Consider the following 19460-nt stretch of genomic DNA (forward strand, 5'->3'; position numbering starts at 1 on the left):
GCCATCGCCCTGCCAGCCAAGCTACACCCGCAGCAGCGGCCCCACCTTGATTACCGCCTGGGTGCGGCTGGATACCTTGAGCTTGCGCAGGATTGCCGACACATGCGCCTTCACCGTGCTTTCGGCGATGTTCAGCTCGATGGCCACTACCTTGTTGGATTTGCCGTTCACGATGTAGTCCAGCACCGTGCGTTCCTGCTTGGTGAGCTGCGCCAGGCGGCCGGCCAGGTCCTGCATCTGCTCCGGGTTGCTGGCCGGTGCACCGGTGTCGCGGTCGGCCAGCAGTGGCGGCAGGAAGATTTCGCCATCCAGTACCGCGTTCACCGCCTCGCTCATCAGCTCGCGGGAGAAGGATTTGGGAATGAAACCGGAAGCCCCCACCGACATCACCGATTCCACGGTATGGATGCGCTCGTCGGCGGATACCACGATGAAAGGCAGCGTGGGCGCCTGCTGCCGCAGCCGGGCGAGTCCGGTGAGGCCATCCATGCCCGGCATGTTCAGGTCCAGCATCGCCAGCTCGATGGCCGGGTTGGCGCGCACCGCTGCCAGCGCTGCCTCCAGCCCTTCGCACTCGACAATCTCGCAGTCATCGCCCAGCGCGCTGGCTACCACCAGCCGCATTGCCTCGCGAAACAGCGGATGATCATCCGCAATCAGTACCGTCGCATCCATATCCATCCCACGCCAGCAAGACCAGCGGCAGCGCCGCTTGTCACAATGTTGACAAGGTCCTTTCGCCACGCGGAAGGACCTTGTTTGATAAACGGCAGGGCTGCCGATTCAAGCAAGTGGCTGAATCTACCCGACGACATGACAACGAAGCCCCTGCCCGGTCATTTCAGCTCCAGGATCCAGCTGACGATACTGCGGATGTCGCCATCCTTCAGCTGCGGGTGCGGCGGCATGCCAGCGGTGCCCCAGGCGCCACTGCCGCCATCCTTCACCTTGCGCACCAGCTGCTCCAGCGCGCCCTTGTCGCCATCATAGCGGTCTGCCACGTCCTTGTAAGCCGGGCCGATCACCTTGCGTGCCACGCTGTGGCAGGCAAAGCAGCCGTTCTTCCTGGCCATGGCTTCGGCGGCGCTGGGTTCGGCCCGGGCGATGGCCGGCAGCAGCAGGCTGGCAGCCAATACGATTTGCATTGCTTTGAACATGTTTGCTCCCCGGCAGCCGGCACGGGCCGGCCGCCATGCTACGTGTTGAGAATTACTGGCTGAGCTTGAATACCCACAGGCTGCCGCCCTGGGAGATATGGGTGATCTTCTTGGCTACCTCGCCGCCCCACAGCGGCACCGCGCCGCCCCAGCCGGACACCACTGCCACGTATTGCTGGCCGTCCATTTCCCAGGTGATCGGGCTGCCGACAATGCCGGAGCCGGTCTGGAACTGCCACAGCTGCTTGCCGCTCTGCGCGTCGAACGCCTTCAGGTAGCCTTCCGGCGTGCCGGTGAACACCAGGTTGCCGGCAGTGCTCATCACCCCGGCCCACAACGGTGCCGGGTTCTTGTATTCCCACTTGATCTTGCCGGTCTTCGGGTCCATGGCGCGCAGCACGCCGATGTGGTCTTCATACAGCGGCTTGATGGTGAAGCCGGCGCCCAGGTAGGCAGCGCCTTTCTTGTAGCTGATCGGCTCGTTCCAGATGTCCATGCCCCACTCGTTGCTGGGCACGTAGAACAGCTCGGTTTTCGGGCTGTAGGCCATCGGCATCCAGTTCTTGCCGCCCAGGAAGGACGGTGCGGCAAACACTGGCTTGCCCTTGCCATCCGCGCCCTGGCTGGCCGGGTCGAACGGGTTGGCCGGACGGCCTTCCTCGTTGTAGATCGGACGCTTGGTCTTCAGGTCGAAGCCCTTGGCCCAGGTGATCTTGGATACGAAGGGGTAGGCGCCCAGCAGGTCGCCATTGGTGCGGTCGGCCACGAAGAAGAAGCCGTTGCGGTCGGCCTTGGCGCCGGCCTTGATCACCTTGCCGTCCTTCTTCAGGTCGAAGGGTACGAATTCGTTCACGCCGTCGAAGTCCCAGCCGTCGTGCGGCGTGGTCTGCAGGTGCCACTTGATCTCGCCGGTATCCGGGTTCAGCGCCAGGGTGGAGGCGGTGTACAGGTTGTCGCCCTTGCGGGTCCAGGAGTTCCACGGCGCCGGGTTGCCGGTGCCCATGAAGATGGTGTCGGTTTCCGGGTCATAGGTGCCGCCCAGCCAGGTGGCGCCGCCGCCCTGCTTCCACTGGTCGCCTTCCCAGGTAGCGTTCAGCTTGCCGGTGACGGTGCTGTCCTTGCCGTTCAGCGTGCCCATGTGGCCTTCGATCACCGGCCGCGACCATACCAGCTCGCCAGTCTTGGCATCGCGCGCTTCCACCTTGCCCACCACGCCGAATTCGCCACCGGATACACCGGTGATGATCTTGCCTTTCACCACCATCGGCGCGGCGGTATAGGAATAGCCTTCCTTGTACTCGCCCAGCTTCTTGGTCCACACCACCTTGCCGGTCTTGCGATCCAGCGCCACCAGGCGCGCATCCAGGGTGCCGAAGTACACCAGGTCTTCGTAGATGGCCATGCCGCGGTTCACCACGTCACAGCACGGCATGATGCCGTCCGGCAGGCGGGCGTTGTATTCCCACAGTTTCTGGCCGCTACGCGCATCCACCGCATAGGCGCGGGAATAAGAGGCGGTAACGTAGATCACCCCGTCGTGCACCAGCGGCTGCGCTTCCTGACCGCGCTGCTTCTCGCCGCCGAAGGACAGGCTCCAGGCCGGCACCAGCTTGGCCACGTTCTTGCTGTTGATGCGGGTCAGCGGGCTGAAGCGCTGCGCCTGCGGCCCCATGCCATAGCTCACCACATCGCCGGTGCTGCGGCTGTCATTGAGGATGTCCTGGTCGCTGACTGCCGCGCCGGCCACCGGGGCCAGCAGGGATGCGGCCAACAGCGACGACAACACGGTCAGGCGCCACTGGCGCTGGGTCTGGGGTTTTCTCATCTCGCTCTCCTGATGTTGTAGTGGGTGCCGGCTGCCGGGCGGCGCGGCCGCTGCCGGATGTGGTAGGCACGGTCTGCATTCTCGGAAGCGACAAGCCGCGGGCCAATTCGACTTAAGTCGCAAATGGCGCTTTACGGCATGCGACTTAAGTCGAATGGACGCTGCCGGAGGCCTGCGCCACGCTGCAGACAAACCACCAGCCTGACTAGCCGCCATGTCCACCGCCCACCCATTGCTCGCCGCTGCCGCGCTGTTTGCCAGCCTGGCAGCCGGCGCCGATACCAGCATCCGCATCAGCTATCTGGAAGAAACGCGCCCGGCACCCACGCCGCTGGCCAACCTGCCGCCGCGCCCGGCCAACCTGGGCAGCGCCGGCGCCCTGCTGGCGATTGCCGACAACAACACCACCGGCCGCTTCGTGCACCAGCGCTTCGTACTGCAGCGGCTGCAGGTACCGGCTGGCGCCAGCGGCGCCGACATGCTGGCGCAGCTGGGCAAGGCCGCGGCCACGCTGGTGGTGTTGAATGTCAGCGCTGCCGCCATCGACCGCCTGATGCAGCAGCCTGCGGCCAACCGCTACCTGTGGTTCAACGCCGGCGCGCCGGACGACCGTCTGCGTCAGAGCCAGTGTCGCCCCAACCTGCTGCACACCCTGCCGGGGCGCGCCATGCAGGCCGACGCGCTGGCGCAGTACCTGGTAAGCCGCCGCGGGCAGAAGTGGTTCCTGGTGACGGGGCCCAAACCGGAAGACAAGCTGTACGCCGCCGCCATCCGCCGCGCCGCCAAGCGCTTTGGCGGCCGCATCGTGCTGGATAAAAGCTGGAACTACGGCCATGACGCGCGCCGCACCGCACAGGCCGAGGTGCCGGTGTTTACCCAGGGCGGCGATTACGACGTGCTGATCGTGGCCGACGAAGCCGGCGACTTTGGCGACTACCTGTCCTACCGCAGCTGGCTGCCACGCCCGGTGGCCGGCACCCAGGGCCTGACAGCGGAAGGCTGGCACGCCACCGCAGAACAATGGGGCGCGGTGCAGCTGCAGAACCGCTTTCGCAGCCAGCAGCAGCGCGATATGCAGGCGGTGGACTACGCCGCCTGGGCGGCGGTGCGCAGCGTGGGCGAAGCCGCCACCCGCACCGGCAGCGGCGATAGTGCCAAGCTGGCCGCCTATATCCGCAGCGACGCGTTCCAGCTGGCCGGCTTCAAGGGCCGCACGCTGTCTTACCGGCCGTGGAACGGCGAGTTGCGCCAGCCGATGCTGATCGCCCAGCCGCGTGCGCTGGTGAGCCTGTCGCCGCAGGACGGCTTCCTGCACCCGCGCACCGACCTGGACACCCTGGGCTTCGACGCGCCGGAAACGCGCTGCGGTAACAAATAAACAAGGAGACACCACCATGCCTCACCGTCGCAACTGCCTGGCACTGTCACTGCTGGCCGCCAGCCAGCTGAGCCTTGCGGCCAACGTCTACGTGTCCAATGAAAAGGACCACACCCTGTCGGTGATCGACAGCAATACGCTGAAAGTGGTGAAGACCATTCCGGTGGGCAAGCGCCCGCGCGGCATTACGCTATCGAAGGACGGCAAGTCGCTGTACATCTGCGCCAGCGACGACAACACCGTGCAGGTGCTGGACCTGGCCAGCGGCCGCATCAGCCACAACCTGCCTTCCGGCGAAGACCCGGAGCAGTTCGCGCTGTCGCCGGACGGCAAGGCGCTGTACATCGCCAACGAAGACAGCAATGTGGTCACCATCGTCGACGTGGCCAGCCGCCGCGTGAGCGGCCAGGTGGATGTGGGCGTGGAGCCGGAAGGCATGGCGGTAAGCCCGGACGGGCGCTGGGCGGTGAATACCTCGGAAACCACCAATATGGTGCACTGGATCGACACCCGCACGCGCCAGCTGGTGGACAACACCCTGGTAGACCAGCGGCCGCGCTATGCGCGCTTCAGTGCCGACGGCAGGCAGCTGTGGGTCAGCAGCGAGGTGGGCGGCACGGTATCGGTAATCGATGTGGCCAGCCGCAAGCGCGTGCAGACCATCCGCTTTGCCATTACCGGCATCCCCAAGGACCGCATCCAGCCGGTGGGCATCCGCCTGACCCGCGATGGCCGCTATGCCTTCGTGCCACTGGGGCCGGCCAACCACGTGGCGGTGATCGACGCCAAGACCTTCCAGCCGCTGAAATACCTGCTGGTGGGCCGCCGCGTTTGGCACGCCGCGCTCAGCAGCGACGAAAAACAGCTGTGGGTGACCAATGGCATCAGCAACGATGTGTCGCTGATCGACGTAAACGAGCTGAAGGTACTGAAATCCATCCCGGTGGGGCGCTACCCCTGGGGTGTGGTGGTGAGCGGCTCATGACGCCGGTACTGGAAATCAGCGGGCTGGGCCACCGCTACGGCCAGCGCCAGGCGCTGAGCGGGCTGAACCTGACGCTGGCGGCCGGCGAATGCTGCATCCTGCTGGGGCCGAACGGCGCCGGCAAGAGCACGCTGTTCGGCCTGCTCACCCGCCTGCTGGCGCTGCAGCAGGGCAGCATCCGCCTGTTTGGCGAGGCACTGCGGCCAAGCCTGCTCGGCCGCGTCGGCGTGGTGTTCCAGCAACCGACGCTGGACCTGGACCTGACGGTGGAGCAGAACCTGCGCTACTTCGGCGCACTGCAGGGCCTGCACGGCAAAGCGCTTGGCCTGCGCATCGACGCCGAACTGGAGCGGCTGCAGCTGGCCGAGCGCCGCCGCGAGCGGGTGCGCGCGCTGAACGGCGGCCACCGCCGGCGGGTGGAAATCGCCCGCGCGCTGCTGCACCAGCCGGCACTGCTGCTGCTGGACGAACCGACCGTGGGGCTGGACATGCCCACCCGCCAGCAGCTGATCGCCCATCTGCACGCACTGGCACGCGACAACGGCCTGGCGCTGCTGTGGGCTACCCACCTGATAGACGAGATCGACCCGGTGCACGACACGCTGGCGCTGCTGCATCGCGGCCAACTATTGGCGCATGGCCCGGTGGCACCGCTGCTGGCCGCCAGCGGCAGCGGCGATCTGGCCGGCTGGTTTGATCACCATACCGGGGCACTACCATGAAATGGCTGCTGGTTTTACAGGCGGTAATCCTGCGCGAGCTGCGCCGCTTCCTGCAGCAACGCTCGCGCTTCTTCGGCGCGCTGGTACGGCCGCTGATCTGGCTACTGGTGTTCGCCGCCGGTTTTCGCGCCGCGCTGGGCATCGCCATCACCCCACCGTACGAAACCTATATCACCTACGACGTGTACATCGTGCCGGGGCTGGTGGGCATGGTGCAGCTGTTCAACGGCATGCAGAACTCGCTGTCCATGGTGTACGACCGCGAAATGGGCAGCATGCGCGTGCTGCTGACCAGCCCGCAGCCGCTGCCCTGGCTGCTGTTTTCCCGCCTGTTCGCCGGCATGTGCATATCGCTGCTGCAGGCCTACGCCTTTTTGCTGATCGCCCGCCTGTACGGCGTGGACCTGCCGTGGCAGGGCTTTGTCAGCGTGCTGCCGGCACTGGTGCTGACCGGCCTGCTGCTGGGCGCCGCCGGCATGGTGCTGTCGTCGTGGGTGGCGCAGATCGAGAACTTTGCCGGGGTGATGAATTTCGTGGTGTTCCCGCTGTTTTTTCTGTCATCCGCGCTGTACCCGCTGTGGAAGATGCAGGAAGCCAGCGAGGTGGTGTACCGGCTGTGCAGCCTCAACCCGTTCACCGATGCGGTGGAGATGATCCGCTTCGCGCTGTACGGCCAGTGGCAGCAGAGCGCCATCGTCAACACGCTGATCGCCACTGCGGTATGCATGGCGCTGGCGCTGTGGGGCTACCGGCCGCGGCAGCGGGCGTGATGGTTGGCCGCGCGCTGTGTCCGCTGCGCGGACGATGATTACATTGCCGCTTCCGCGCGGCGGACGGGTACCTTTCTTTTGCTTCGCCAAAAGAAAGGTACGAAAGAAAAGGCGACCCGATGTGCCGCGAAACCCCGACAAAAAAGCCGCCCGCAAGGCGCCGGCGATTCGCCGTTTGCTAACGTCAAACGGCTCAGGCGCCGTCTTAAAACCTTGCGGCCAACTTTTTTGCCGGCGCGTCCCAACGGGACAGGACGCGGTCGCAACAGGCTCTGGTATTGCCGCACCCCGCTTCGCCAATCATTTGATTGCATCGGGAATTGCACAGGCTCGGCAGAGGCCGCCCCGTAGCCCGGATAAGCGCAGCGCATCCGGGGATGCGAGCCACCACGACAACAGAATTGACCCCGGATGCGCCTGCGGCTTATCCGGGCTACGAGAGGTGAAATGTATCGGGCCTACAACGGTACCGGCTGCGCCGCCACCAGCGGCAGGCCGGCCTCGACCCAGCCGTCGCTGCCGGCCGGGTACCAGTACACCTGGCGGTAGCCCAGGCTCAAGGCGCGACGCGCGGCGTTCCACGACATCCAGCAATCGCGCAGGCAGTAGAACACCAGGGGTCGGGCGACATCGCCACCACTGAGCCGCGCCAGTTCGCGGGCGAAATAGTCGGCCATGAGCGGCGACAGCTCGCCGTAGCCGACATTGGGCAGCCACACGCTGCCCGGCAGGTTCTGCCGCGCATGCGCCGGCAGCCAGTGGGTAACCCCGGCGGCATCGGTCACCTGGCCGCTGGCCATCACGTCCAGCAGCAGCGGCTGGCGTGCGGCCAACAGTGTCTGCAGCGCGGTGGTGTCCAGCACCGTGGCGCCGGGCAGAGTGTCGGGAGTGGGGGCGCGGTAGTGCTGCAGGCGGTAGCCATCCGGCAGCGCCACCGCTTCGGCATGACACAGTTGATGGCTGCCCAGCAGCAACAACAGGGCAACACTGATGCGCGACAGACTCATGGCGGCGGCTCCTCAGGGATACGCTGCCAGCATGGCAAGACGGCAAGGGTGCCGCCATGCGACTTTCGTTTTATGCTGCGGCTATCGATAAGCGCACGATCCAACAAGAACGCCCACGATGGCGAGACAACAGGTGGATGGAGACCCATGATTACCAACCAGACCCAGCCGGTGCGGCGCTGCCATGTGTACAGCGCCGATCCGGAACAGGCCGCCGACGAGCTGTACCAGCAGCTGTGGCAGCCGGATTGTTCGCTGGTGCTGCTGTTCGTGGCGCCGGATTACCAGCTGGACAAGCTGGCCCCCGCCCTCGCCCGCCGCTTCGGTGACGTGCCGGTGGTGGGCTGTACCACCGCCGGCGAGATCAGCCCGGATGGCTACCGCTGCCATTCCATCGTTGGCGCCAGCTTTGCCGCGCCGGATTTCTTCTCGGTGATCAAGCGCATCGACACGCTGCCGGATTTCGATCTTTCCGACGCGCTGGGCACGGTGATGGCAGCACGCTACGCGCTGGGGCAGAAATGCGGCTTCCCGCTGGAGCGGCGCACCTTCGCGCTGCTGCTGGTGGATGGCCTGTCGGCGCGCGAGGAGCAGCTGGCTGGCCGCCTGGCGCGGGCGCTGGGCGATATCCCGATCTGCGGCGGCTCGGCCGGTGACAATATGCGCTTCGAGCGCACCCACGTGCTGGTGGATGGCGAGTTTGTCAGCGACAGCGCGGTGCTGGTGCTGGTGGCCACCCGTCACCCGTTCGAGGTGTTCAAGTCCGAGCACACCGTGCGCAGCGGCGAGCGGCTGGTGGTCACCGAGGCCGATAGCGAGCGCCGGCTGGTAACCGAAATCAACGCCGAGCCGGCCGCCGCCGAGTACGCGCGCATGCTGGGCGTGTCGCCGGAAAAGCTGTCGCCGCTGTCCTTCGCCGCCCACCCGCTGGTGCTGAACGTGGGCGGTGTGCCGTATGTGCGCTCCATCCAGCGCATCAACCCGGACCTGAGCCTGAGCTTTTTCTGCGCGGTGGACGAAGGCATCGTGCTGTCCGGCACCCGCGCGGTGGATATCGTGGACAACCTGGCGAATACCTTCCGCGAGCTGCGCGGCCGGCTGGGGCAATTCCAGATCGTGCTGGGCTTCGACTGCATCCTGCGCACCCTGCCGCTGATGCATTCCGATGCCATCGCCCGCCTGTCCGGGCTGCTGGCGGCCAACGCCGTGGTGGGCTTTTCCACCTACGGCGAGCAATACCAGGCCATGCACGTGAACCAGACCTTCACCGGTATCGCCATCGGCTACGGACACGGCGATGACTGAGCACGACACCGACAGGTTGGCCGCACTGGAGCGCGACAACGCCAAGCTGCGCAAGATCAACGAGGCGCTGATGCGCCGCGTGGAGCTGGGGCTGGCCGACAACGGCAACTCGTTCACCTTCTTCCAGGTGGCTGCCGAGCTGGAAACCCGCATCCAGGAGCGCACCCGCGCGCTGGAAAAGGCCATGGGCGATCTGGAGGCCAGCAACTTTGCGCTGCAGGAAGCCACCCGCGCCGCCGAGCTGGCCAAGAACCAGCTGCACGTGGCGGTGGAAACCATTGCCGACGGCTTTGCGCTGTGGGACCGCGAGCACCGCCTGCTGCACTGCAACCGCAAGTTCGCCGAGATGTTCCCGCCGCTCAAGCCGCTGATCGCGCCGGGCCTGCCATTCGAAACCCTGCTGCGCGCCGCGGTGGCGGCCCGGCTGATCCGCGATGCCGAGGCCGACCCGGAAGGCTGGATCGCCATGCGCCTGGCGCAGCAGCAGGCGCCGCAGGACAGCCTGATCCTGGCGATGAGCGACGGCAGCTGGCAGCGGGTGAGCGAACGCGCCATTGCCGGCGGCGGCCGGGTGGCGATCTACACCGACATCACCGAGATCAAGCGCCAGGAAACCCTGCTGCGCGAGCGTGACCTGGCGGCGCATTCGCAACTGCTGCACGCCACCATGAACAGCATCCGCCAGGGGCTGGCGGTGTTCGACGGCGACGGCCGGCTGATGGAGTGGAACCAGCGCTTCGTGGAGCTGACCCAGCCGACCCAGGCCGAGCTGGACAGCGGCCAGCTGGCAGAATGGGCGCGCTGCTGCCCACTGGGCGGCACGCTGGAACACAGCACCCCGGCCGGGCTGACGCTGGAGGTGCAATACAACCCGATGCCGGGTGGCGGCTTCGTGATGAGCTACACCGACATCAGCGAGCGCAAGGAGGCCGAGCAGGCGCTGCGCGACAGCGAGGCCAAGATCCGGCTGGTGACCGACGCCATGCCGGCGCTGATCGCCTACGTGGACAACCGCCAGATCTACCGCTTCACCAACCTGGGCTACGAAAGCTGGTTCGGCATGCCGCGCTCCGAGATCAACGGCCGCGCCATGCGCGAGGTGCTGGGGCCGGAGCTGTTCGACGCCCGCCGTCACTACGTGGAACGGGCGCTCGCCGGCGAGGCCTCGGTGTTCGAGCTGGAGCTGCCGGCACCGCGCCAGCACATCGAATTTGCCCGCGCCACCTTCATCCCCCACTTCGCCAGCGACGGCAGCGTGCTGGGCTTCTTCGCGCTGATCCAGGACATCACCGAAAGCCGCCGCGCTGCGCTGGAACTTCAGCAGGCCAAGGAACAGCTGGAGGTGCGGGTGGAGGAGCGCACTACCGAGCTGTCGGTGGCCAACGGCCGTCTGCGCGAGGCGATCCGCACCGTGGAGGACGCGCAGCAGAGCAAGACCCGCTTCTTTGCCGCCGCCAGCCACGACCTGCTGCAGCCGCTGAACGCCGCGCGGCTGTTCCTAGCCTCGCTGGCCGGCCAGGCGCTGTCGCCTACCGCGCGGCCGCTGGTGGACAAGACCGGCACCGCGCTGGAAGCGGTGGACGATCTGATCAATACCCTGCTGGAAATCTCGCGGCTGGATGCCGGCGCGGTGGAAACCGAGCTGCGCCACTTCCCGGTAGCCCAGCTGCTGGACCAGGTGGCCGAGGAGTTCGCACCGCTGGCCGAGGCCAAGTCGCTGCGGCTGCAGCTGCATGCTGGCCGCGCCATCGTGCACAGCGACTGGGTGCTGCTGGGGCGGGTGATACGCAATTTCCTGTCCAACGCCATCCGCTACACCCGCCAGGGCAGCATCCTGCTGGGCTGCCGGCCGCAGCCGGACGGACTGCTGGTCGGCGTGTGGGACCAGGGGCTGGGCATTCCCGGCGACAAGCTGGCGCAGGTGTTCCATGAGTTCCAGCGCCTGCCGGAACACCACAGCCTGTGCCCCAAGGGCATGGGCCTGGGGCTGGCCATCGTCAGCCGCCTGGCGCGGCGACTGGGCTACCGCATCGTGGTGCAGTCGCAGTTCGGCCGTGGCTCGCTGTTCGGCGTGGTAGTGCCGTATGGCGACGCTGCCGCGGTAGCCACCGCGCCGCCGACCGAAGCGCCGCAGCTACAGGCGCTGCCGGCGCAGCGCCAGGGCGCCACCATCCTGCTGATCGACAACGAGGCCAGCATTCTGGAAGGCATGTGCACGCTGCTGGCCGACTGGCACTACCACCCGTTGGCCGCAGCCTCCGCCAGCGAGGCGATTGCCCTGCTGCAGCAGCAGGGCGTGGTGCCGGACGCGATCCTCGCCGACTACCACCTGGACCACGGCGCCACCGGGGTGGACGCCATCCGCAGCATCAACCACCACCTTGGCCGCAACCTGCCGGCGGCGCTGATCACCGCCGACCGCAGCGATGAGGTTCGCCAGCTGGCTGACGACAGCGGCTGGGCGTGGCTGGGCAAACCGGTACGCCCGGCACGGCTGCGCACCCTGCTGGCGCACCTGACGCAGGCAGGGGGCGCCCCGGACAACGCCTAGCCACGGGAAACACTGAAAACCTCTTTCGCCACGGAATCCACGGAAAACACAGAAAAAACCTTTCGCCACGAAAACCACGAAAAACACGAAACAAGTGGGCGCAGGCAGAGGCGCAGCAGGTTTGCCGCCGTGGTTTCTGTGGCAAAAGACCCGGTAGTTTCGTGGCGGCAGGCTCCCCTACGGTGCTAGGTAGGCGCATCATGGCGAAAATTTGACATTGATACCCGACGTGAAAGCCCCCCAGTTAAGAGGGCCAGACTCAGATGGGATGCACGCCAAATGGGTAGTTTTTGAAGTCTTTCACGTTGCGAGTGACAATTATGGCCTGCAGCTCCAGGCCAGTAGCCGCAATGATGGCATCCGGTGCCCGACCACCATTCTGCCTTCTGCGCTGCGCCGCCAGTCGCTCGATCCTTGGCGACATCGGAACGGTAGTGAAGTTGTCGTTGATAGCGTTAAACACCTGATTGTCTTCATCACTAAAAATGTCACGCTCGCGGGCATCTGGCTTACCAATCATGACCTCATGCCTAGTGATTGAGCTGATATAGCGATCTTCTCTCGGGATGGACTCGATAAACTCCAGAATCCTCTCATCCTCCCCATCCAACAGGTAGATCAGTACGTTGGTATCAAATAAGTAGGCTTGGCTCAATCCCAATCCTTTCTCACCGCTTCTTGGTACTCAATGCCATCAACAGGCGCAATGCCCAGCCTCTTGAACAGACCAAAAGCTTTACGCAGGGATTGATCGTGAACCGGTGCCGTTTCTTGCTCCGGTGCCGGAGGTGTTGGCCTGTTTACCACTGGCGCCGGTGATGACCGACTTCCGCCGCTATCGATTTGTATACGTGTCCCCCCGATCAGCAGCTTTTCCATGACGTCTGGCGTAACAACGAAAACCTCGGGAGCGACGAGTTGTTTCTGCTGCTTGAACGACTTTCTGATATCTATGCGCTCGCGACGCTGTAGCCGGCCTGCACTCGACACAGATATGTGACCGATGGATGTTTTCTTCATGGTCTCAATCTCGCATTGCATTAAATGATTGCAGTTTAATCAGGGGTTTGCGGCAGTGCAATGCAGAGTAGTATTCTGCCGCCCGAGCTTGCCTTGCCTCTCTCCAGCAGGCTCCGCACAGCAGACCTTTCGGGTAGGAAGCTCCCCCGTACAGGTGAGCCATTCTGGCAGCAGTTATTTCCCGCCAGGCCGCGCCACGCCTGGTTCTGCGACCAAAGTAGCATGGTCGAACCTCCTTCTGATTCGCACAATGCAATCACTGCCAGGCCACTGATCCACATCGCCGGCATGTCACCAGAACCCGGAGGAACATCATGCTGCAACAGACCCTGAATGCCATCCAGAACACCATCCCGCTGCGTAGCCAGTACGACAACTTTATCGGCGGCAAGTGGGTGGCCCCGGTACGCGGCCAGTACTTCACCAACCTGAGCCCGGTAACCGGCCAGCCGCTGTGTGAAATCGCCCGCTCCACTGCCGAAGACATCGAGCTGGCACTGGACGCCGCGCACAACGCCGCCGACCGCTGGGGCCGCAGCTCGCCGACCGAGCGCGCCAACGTGCTGCTGCGCATCGCCGACCGCCTGGAGCAATACGCCCCGTTCATCGCCGCCGTGGAAACCGCCGACAACGGCAAGCCGCTGCGTGAAACCAACGCCGCCGACATTCCTCTGGCCATCGACCACTTCCGCTACTTCGCCGGCTGCGTGCGGGCACAGGAAGGCAGCCTGAGCGAGATCGACGAGAACACCATTGCTTACCACTTCCACGAGCCGCTGGGCGTGGTGGGTCAGATCATTCCTTGGAACTTCCCGCTGCTGATGGCCGCCTGGAAACTGGCTCCGGCCCTGGGCGCCGGCAACTGCGTGGTACTGAAGCCGGCCGAGCAGACCCCGATGGCCATCATGGTGCTGATGGAGCTGATCGGCGACCTGATCCCGCCGGGCGTGCTGAACGTGGTGAACGGTTTCGGCCTGGAAGCCGGCAAGCCGCTGGCCACCAACACCCGCATCAACAAAGTGGCATTTACCGGTGAAACCAGCACCGGCCGCCTGATCATGCAGTACGCGTCCGAGAACATCATTCCGGTAACGCTGGAGCTGGGCGGCAAGTCGCCGAACATCTTCTTCGAAGACGTGATGAACGCCGACGACGAGTTCTTCGACAAGGCACTGGAAGGCTTCGCCATGTTCGCGCTGAACCAGGGCGAAGTGTGTACCTGCCCGAGCCGCGCGCTGATCCAGGAATCGATCTACGACGCCTTCATCGAACGTGCCGTGGCCCGCGTGAAAGCCATCAAGCAGGGCAACCCGTACGACATGAGCACCATGATCGGTGCCCAGGCTTCCGCCGAGCAGCTGGACAAGATCCTGTCCTACATCGAGATCGGCCGCCAGGAAGGTGCCGAGGTGCTGACCGGTGGCCGCCGTGCCGAACTGGGTGGCGATCTGGCAGGCGGCTACTACGTGGAACCGACCATCCTGGCCGGCCACAACAAGATGCGCGTGTTCCAGGAGGAAATCTTCGGGCCGGTCGTGGCGGTAACCACCTTCAAGACCCGTGAAGAGGCGCTGCAGCTGGCCAACGACACCTCCTTCGGCCTGGGCGCCGGCGTGTGGACCCGCGATGGCTCGCTGGCCTACCGCATGGGCCGCGGCATCAAGGCTGGCCGCGTATGGACCAACTGCTACCACCTGTACCCGGCGCACGCCGCGTTCGGTGGCTACAAGAAGTCCGGTATCGGCCGCGAAACCCACAAGATGATGCTGGACCACTACCAGCAAACCAAGAACCTGCTGGTGAGCTACAGCCCCAACGCGCTGGGCTTCTTCTGAGCGGCAAGCATTCTGCTGCGCGGGCCGGGGCCGGCGCTGTGATGCTCGCGGTACCACTTGTACCGCTGTGCTTCTCGCACCAGCCGCGACCCGCTCGCGACGCACGCCACCGCAGACTGCCGCCGTAGGGCGGAAGCCTCGCAAGAGGCGTTCCGCCGCAATGTGGGCCACGTAACCGGCGGATCGCCCCTTGGGGCATCCGCCCTACCAAGAATATCCGGGGTGATGTGGGCCACCCAACCGGTTGGCGGATTGTCCTGGCTTGCCGGGGCATCCGCCCTACCGACTCAACCATTGTTGTTATCCACCCAACACACAGGCACTCCGGTGCCAGGCCACGGAGGCTCGCATGGTCAGCCGCGTCGACATCACCCCCGCTGCCGCCGAGATGGTGACAAAACTCACCGCCCGGCATGGCCCGCTGATGTTTCATCAGTCTGGAGGCTGCTGCGACGGCAGTGCACCGATGTGCTACCCGCAGGGCGAGTTTCACCTGGGCAGCCAGGATGTGCTGCTGGGCGAGATCGCCGGTGCGCCGTTCTACATGAGCGCCTTCCAGTTCGAATATTTTCGCCATACCCACCTCACCATCGACCTGGTGCCCGGCCGCGGCGCCAGCTTCTCGGTGGAAGCACCGGAGGGTGTGCGTTTTCTCACCCGCTCACGCCTGTTCACCGATGCGGAACTGGCGACGCTGGATCAGGATTCCCCCACCACCCCGCAAGGAAACACACCATGAAAGCCGTTACCCTCCGCCTGTTGATGCTGTCGCTGCTGGCTGGCGCCGGCAGCCTGGGCTTGTCCGGCCTGGCCGGCGCGCACGGTGACGTGACGCCGCAGCCGGTAGACACCGGCAACCTGAAAAAACTGGGCAGCGACTGGCTGGACAGCAACCCCTACCGCGGCAATGGCGATGCCATCCGTATCGGCCATTCCGCCTTTGCGCAGAACTGCGCGCGCTGTCACGGCATCGACGCCATCTCCGGCGGCATCGCCCCGGACCTGCGCCAGCTGCCCACCGGCGAGGAAGGCGACGCGGTGTTCCAGGGCCGCATCCGCCATGGCTCGATCCGCAACGGCGTGACCTATATGCCGCCGTTCGAGGGCATCCTGTCGCAGGAGGCCGCCTGGGCGATCCGTTCCTGGCTCGACACCGTGCACCAGGAGTAACAGCATGCGCCGCCGCCAGCTGTTGGCCGCCTTGTTGCTGGCCCCGCTACTCGCCCTGCCGGCCGCCCGTGCGGCCAACCTGGACGATCTGAAAGCCGCCGGCGTGCTGCGGGTGGCGGTGTACCGCGATTTCCCGCCGTTTTCCTTTATCCGCAACGGCGAGCTGGCCGGCATCGATATCGAGCTGGCGCGCGCCATCGGCCAGAAGCTGGGGCTGGCGGTGAACTTCATGCCCATCACCCCGGCTGACGACGTGGATGGCGACCTGCGCAACGCGGTGTGGAAAGGCCACTACCTGGGCGGCGGCACCGCCGAGCTGATGCTGCATGTGCCGTTCGATGCGGAACTGGCGCGGCGCAACGACAATGTGCACCTGTTCGGCGCCTATTACCGCGAGCAGCTGGCCTGGGCCGGCCAGTCGGTGCCCGGCTCGGCATGGCAGATAGCCAGCCAGCGCATCGCAGTGGAAAACGACAGCCTGGCCGACCTGTACCTGTCGGCACTGCAAGGCGGCCGCCTGCGCGGCCAGCTGCAGCACTACCCCAACCCGGGCGCCGCCTGCGCCGCGCTGCAAGCCGGCCAGGCCGATGCGGTATTCGGCTCCCGCAGCGAGCTGGAATGGTCGCTGCAAGGTGGAGGCTGGCAACTGGGCCAACCGCAGACTCCCGGCCTGCTGAAAGCCGGCTGGGAAATCGGCATGGCCACCAAGGAAAGCCTGCGCGACCTGGCCTGGGCCGCCAGCGATGCGCTGGCCGAGCTGCGCGCCAGCGGCGAGCTGGCGGCGATCTTCCAGCGCTACCACGTCAGCTACCGGCCGGCGGACGAGCACTAGCCATGCGCCGCGCCTTCCTATGCCTGCTGCTATCCCTGCTCTGGCTGCTGCCGACAGCTGCACACGCCGCCAGCCAGAGCACGGAGCCACAGCACGACCCGCTGCAATCGGTAATGTGGAATGTGATGCAGCGCAATGTGCTGCACGGCCAGCCGGCAGTGTTCGATGACCGGGTGCGCATCAGCCTGCCACGGCAGGTGGAAGACGGCCAGCGCGTGCCGGTGAGCGTGGATGCCAGCGCACTGGGCCAGGTGGAAGAACTGCTGCTGTTTGCCGATTACAATCCGCTGCCGCTGGCGCTGCGCTTCACCCCCGGCAGCCTGCGGCCAACCCTGGCGGTGGCAATACGCGTCAACCAGGCCACGCCGGTGCGTGCCGCGGCGCGTACCGCCGATGGCGTGTGGCATGTCGGCGGCCAGCTGGTGGATGCGCCGGGCGGTGGCTGCGCGCTGCCTACCCCTACCCGCAATACCACCGACTGGGCACTGCTGCAGGGCCGGCTGTACGGCAGGCTGTGGCAGCAGGACGGTCTGCAGCGCCTGCGGCTGCGCATCATGCACCCGATGGACACCGGCCTGGTGGGTAACACCCCGCGCTTTCACCTCAACCGGCTGCAACTGCGCGACGGCGCCGGCCAGCCGCTGGCGGAACTGGCACTGGAAGCGCCGCTGGCGGAAAGCCCGCTGTTCACCTTCGAGCTGCCGGCCGATACCGCCGGCCCGCTGCGCATCAGCGCCGGCGACAGCGACGGCAACCTGTACCAGGCCACTATCCGGGGGCTGCCATGATGCGCCGCGGCCAACGTTTGTTGCTGCTGCTCGGCCTGCTGGCAAGCGGCGTGCAGGCTGGCGATTACCCGATCCAGCCACAGCAGATCGCCCCCGGCAGCTGGGCGGTGATTGCCGACACCGGCTACTTCACGCCGGCCAATGGCGGCTTTCTGGTCAACAGCGCCTTCATCGCCACCGGCGACGGCGTGGTGGTGATCGGCAGCGGCCCGTCGCGCGCCTTCGGCGAGCAGTACCGCCGCGTGATCCAGGCCACCGCCGGCCAGCCGGTGCGCGAGCTGCTCATCACCCACAAGCACCCGGACCATTTCCTCGGCAACCAGGCGTTTGCCGACGTGGCTATCCTGGCCGATGCCCGCACCACCGCCATGCTGCAGAGCGAGGCAGATGGCCTGGCGGAGAACCTCTACCGCCTGGTGGGCGACCGCATGCAGGGCACCGAGCCCAGGCTGCCGGACACCCTGCTGCAGCCCGGCATGCACCCGGTGGGGCAGCGCCAGCTGGAATTCATCGCCGCACCCGGCCATACCCAGTCCGACATCGCGGTGTTCGACCACAGCAGTGGCGTGCTGTATGCCATCGACCAGGTATTCAACGGCCGCACGCCCACCATGCCCAATGCCGACATCGCCAGCTGGCTGCAGTCGCTGGACCGGCTGGAAGCGCTGCCGTTCAAGCTGCTGGTGCCCGGCCACGGCCCGGTGGCACGCGACGCCGGCCCGATCCGCGCCACCCGCCGCTACCTGCAGTGGCTGGACGCCACGCTGCGCGCTGCGGCCAACCGTGGGCTGACAAGTAATGAAGTGATGCAGCTGCCGCTACCGGCCGAGTTCGCCAGCTGGGCCGAAGCCCGCGACGAGTGGCGCCGCAGCGTGGGCTTTCTGTATGGCCGCTACGAGCAGGCAGCGCTGGGCGCACTGGACACGCCATAGCGCGGCGCGAGATCACCCGGCGGCGGCATGCCGCAGATAGACCACATCCTCCTCCCCGGGCTTGACCGTTCGGGTCTTTACACCCGCCCCCCCGCGCGGGTGTTTTTTTTGGCAAAACCCATGTGCATCAAGGCTTTTACCCTCCCTTCAGTACAATAGAGCCCCAAGTTGGCGCGGCCTACAGTGGAATTAACACTTGCTCACAGGAGCACCCATCATGGCCACCACCTCCAGCACCAGCAGCACGCTCAACATCGCCCAGGGCAAGGTTGTCGCCCTCGCCGGCAAGATCATCGCCGTCATGCCCGATGGCACCCAGCATGCCGTACAGGTAGGCGAGGAGCTGGCCAGCGGGGTACGGCTGATCATCCCTGCAGATGCCTTCATCGAGCTGCAATCCGCCGGCGGCGACATCGTGCGCATTGCCGAAGCCCGCGACCTCACCATCACCGATGACGTCTTCCCCACCCAGACCGCCGCCACCGACGCCACCGACGCCGCGCTGGCGCCGCTGCAACCGGAAGCGCAGCAGGTACTGGCCGCCCTGCAGGGCGGGCAAGACCCGTTGAGCCAGCTGGAAGCCGCCGCCGCCGGCCTGGCCGGCGCCGCCGGGGGCGCTGAGGATGGCGGCAACAGCTACATCATCCTTGGCCGGGTATCGGAAGGCATCACCGGCGCCAGCCTGGATCTGGGCATCGACAATCTCGGCTCCACCGGGCGTGCACAGACCAGCGAACTCCCCGTGACTAACGAGCCGCCCACCATCGTGGTGGAACAGCCCACCAACCAGGGCCCGGATGGCGTTGCCAACGATGGCCTGGTATACGAAGCCGGCCTGGACCCGAACGGCAGCGCCGAAGTGGGTGACGCCAGCAGCGATGCCGAATTCGCCACCGGCACGTTCAGCATCAGCGATCCGGAAGGCCTGGGCGACATTGCCAGCATCACCATCAATGGCATCACCATCCCCATTGCCAGCCTGAATGGCGCCACCGTGCCCGGGGCATTCGGTGAAATCACCATCAGCTACGACCCGGCCACCGGCGAGGGCAGCTACACCTATGAGCTCACCGGCCCTACCACCGATATCGACAACGAGAACGTGGCCGAGACCGACACCTTCAGCTTCTTCGTTACCGACAACAGCGGCAACAACTCCGGCACCGCCCAGATGGTGGTAACC

At 65.8% G+C, this 19460-nt stretch carries 19 protein-coding genes; 13 read left to right on the plus strand and 6 right to left on the minus strand.

Going from position 1 to position 19460, the window contains the following annotated elements:
* Positions 1-21: 21 nt before the first annotated feature.
* The 3 genes from ACFOKJ_RS02885 to ACFOKJ_RS02895 all read right to left on the minus strand — a co-directional run bounded on the left by ACFOKJ_RS02885 (position 22) and on the right by ACFOKJ_RS02895 (position 2982).
* Complete coding sequence (locus ACFOKJ_RS02885) at positions 22-675, minus strand: response regulator (RefSeq protein WP_390276498.1); 654 nt, start codon at positions 673-675, stop codon at positions 22-24.
* Between the two features lie 161 nt (positions 676-836).
* Positions 837-1157: a c-type cytochrome gene (locus ACFOKJ_RS02890; protein WP_390276499.1), complete on the minus strand. Its 321-nt coding sequence runs from the start codon at positions 1155-1157 to the stop codon at positions 837-839.
* 52 nt (positions 1158-1209) lie between these two features.
* Positions 1210-2982 carry a PQQ-dependent methanol/ethanol family dehydrogenase gene (locus ACFOKJ_RS02895; protein WP_390276500.1) on the minus strand — a complete coding sequence of 591 codons (1773 nt, stop codon included), beginning with the start codon at positions 2980-2982 and terminating at the stop codon, positions 1210-1212.
* Positions 2983-3196: 214 nt separating this feature from the next.
* Here ACFOKJ_RS02895 and ACFOKJ_RS02900 point away from each other — a divergent pair, with 214 nt between their 5' ends.
* Genes ACFOKJ_RS02900 through ACFOKJ_RS02915 form a run of 4 tightly spaced genes read left to right on the plus strand, consistent with a single transcriptional unit; the run spans position 3197 to position 6837 of the window.
* Positions 3197-4360, plus strand: a complete 1164-nt coding sequence (locus ACFOKJ_RS02900; RefSeq protein WP_390276502.1) for an ABC transporter substrate-binding protein — start codon at positions 3197-3199, stop codon at positions 4358-4360.
* Positions 4361-4376: 16 nt separating this feature from the next.
* Entirely contained in the window at positions 4377-5345 is a 969-nt protein-coding gene (locus tag ACFOKJ_RS02905; protein ID WP_390276503.1) for a YVTN family beta-propeller repeat protein, read from the plus strand.
* Positions 5342-6067, plus strand: a complete 726-nt coding sequence (locus tag ACFOKJ_RS02910) for an ATP-binding cassette domain-containing protein (protein ID WP_390276504.1) — start codon at positions 5342-5344, stop codon at positions 6065-6067. Before ACFOKJ_RS02905 ends, ACFOKJ_RS02910 begins: the two co-directional genes overlap by 4 nt.
* Positions 6064-6837, plus strand: a complete 774-nt coding sequence (locus ACFOKJ_RS02915; protein WP_390276505.1) for an ABC transporter permease — start codon at positions 6064-6066, stop codon at positions 6835-6837. The genes ACFOKJ_RS02910 and ACFOKJ_RS02915 overlap by 4 nt, the downstream gene beginning before the upstream one ends.
* Before the next feature lie 458 nt (positions 6838-7295).
* Here ACFOKJ_RS02915 and ACFOKJ_RS02920 read toward each other — a convergent pair whose 3' ends face one another.
* Positions 7296-7844 carry a PQQ-dependent catabolism-associated CXXCW motif protein gene (locus tag ACFOKJ_RS02920; RefSeq protein WP_390276506.1) on the minus strand — a complete coding sequence of 183 codons (549 nt, stop codon included), beginning with the start codon at positions 7842-7844 and terminating at the stop codon, positions 7296-7298.
* Positions 7845-7991: 147 nt separating this feature from the next.
* Between ACFOKJ_RS02920 and nosP the strand changes: the two genes are divergently transcribed.
* Together nosP and ACFOKJ_RS02930 are read left to right on the plus strand one after the other, a co-directional pair.
* A complete protein-coding gene (gene nosP, locus ACFOKJ_RS02925) occupies positions 7992-9149 on the plus strand; it encodes a nitric oxide-sensing protein NosP (protein WP_390276507.1) in 1158 nt (385 codons plus the stop codon).
* Complete coding sequence (locus tag ACFOKJ_RS02930) at positions 9142-11700, plus strand: hybrid sensor histidine kinase/response regulator (protein WP_390276508.1); 2559 nt, start codon at positions 9142-9144, stop codon at positions 11698-11700. The genes nosP and ACFOKJ_RS02930 overlap by 8 nt, the downstream gene beginning before the upstream one ends.
* 259 nt (positions 11701-11959) lie before the next feature.
* Here the strand turns inward: ACFOKJ_RS02930 and ACFOKJ_RS02935 are convergent, their stop codons facing one another.
* Positions 11960-12355 (minus strand): type II toxin-antitoxin system VapC family toxin, encoded by a 396-nt coding sequence (locus tag ACFOKJ_RS02935; RefSeq protein WP_390276509.1) that lies wholly within the window; start codon positions 12353-12355, stop codon positions 11960-11962.
* Complete coding sequence (locus ACFOKJ_RS02940; RefSeq protein WP_390276510.1) at positions 12352-12720, minus strand: hypothetical protein; 369 nt, start codon at positions 12718-12720, stop codon at positions 12352-12354. The genes ACFOKJ_RS02935 and ACFOKJ_RS02940 overlap by 4 nt, the downstream gene beginning before the upstream one ends.
* A 314-nt stretch (positions 12721-13034) precedes the next feature.
* On the opposite strand from ACFOKJ_RS02940, the gene adh reads away from it, so the two are divergent.
* The 7 genes from adh to ACFOKJ_RS02975 all read left to right on the plus strand — a co-directional run.
* Complete coding sequence (gene adh, locus ACFOKJ_RS02945) at positions 13035-14555, plus strand: aldehyde dehydrogenase (RefSeq protein WP_390276511.1); 1521 nt, start codon at positions 13035-13037, stop codon at positions 14553-14555.
* 349 nt (positions 14556-14904) lie between these two features.
* The gene (locus ACFOKJ_RS02950) at positions 14905-15294 is read left to right on the plus strand and encodes a DUF779 domain-containing protein (RefSeq protein ID WP_390276512.1); all 390 of its coding nucleotides are present in this window, start codon (positions 14905-14907) and stop codon (positions 15292-15294) included.
* A complete protein-coding gene (pedF, locus tag ACFOKJ_RS02955; protein ID WP_390276514.1) occupies positions 15291-15725 on the plus strand; it encodes a cytochrome c-550 PedF in 435 nt (144 codons plus the stop codon). The genes ACFOKJ_RS02950 and pedF overlap by 4 nt, the downstream gene beginning before the upstream one ends.
* A 4-nt stretch (positions 15726-15729) precedes the next feature.
* Positions 15730-16557, plus strand: coding sequence for a substrate-binding periplasmic protein (locus tag ACFOKJ_RS02960; protein WP_390276515.1), 828 nt, complete (start codon positions 15730-15732; stop codon positions 16555-16557).
* A gap of 2 nt (positions 16558-16559) precedes the next feature.
* Positions 16560-17345, plus strand: coding sequence for a quinoprotein dehydrogenase-associated SoxYZ-like carrier (locus ACFOKJ_RS02965; RefSeq protein ID WP_390276517.1), 786 nt, complete (start codon positions 16560-16562; stop codon positions 17343-17345).
* Positions 17342-18277: a quinoprotein relay system zinc metallohydrolase 1 gene (locus tag ACFOKJ_RS02970; RefSeq protein WP_390276518.1), complete on the plus strand. Its 936-nt coding sequence runs from the start codon at positions 17342-17344 to the stop codon at positions 18275-18277. Before ACFOKJ_RS02965 ends, ACFOKJ_RS02970 begins: the two co-directional genes overlap by 4 nt.
* Positions 18278-18494: 217 nt before the next feature.
* The coding region (locus ACFOKJ_RS02975) for a retention module-containing protein (protein ID WP_390276519.1) at positions 18495-19460 on the plus strand (966 nt) is incomplete at its 3' end.

Source organism: Vogesella amnigena (genome assembly GCF_042648905.1).
Lineage (GTDB): Bacteria > Pseudomonadota > Gammaproteobacteria > Burkholderiales > Chromobacteriaceae > Vogesella > Vogesella amnigena.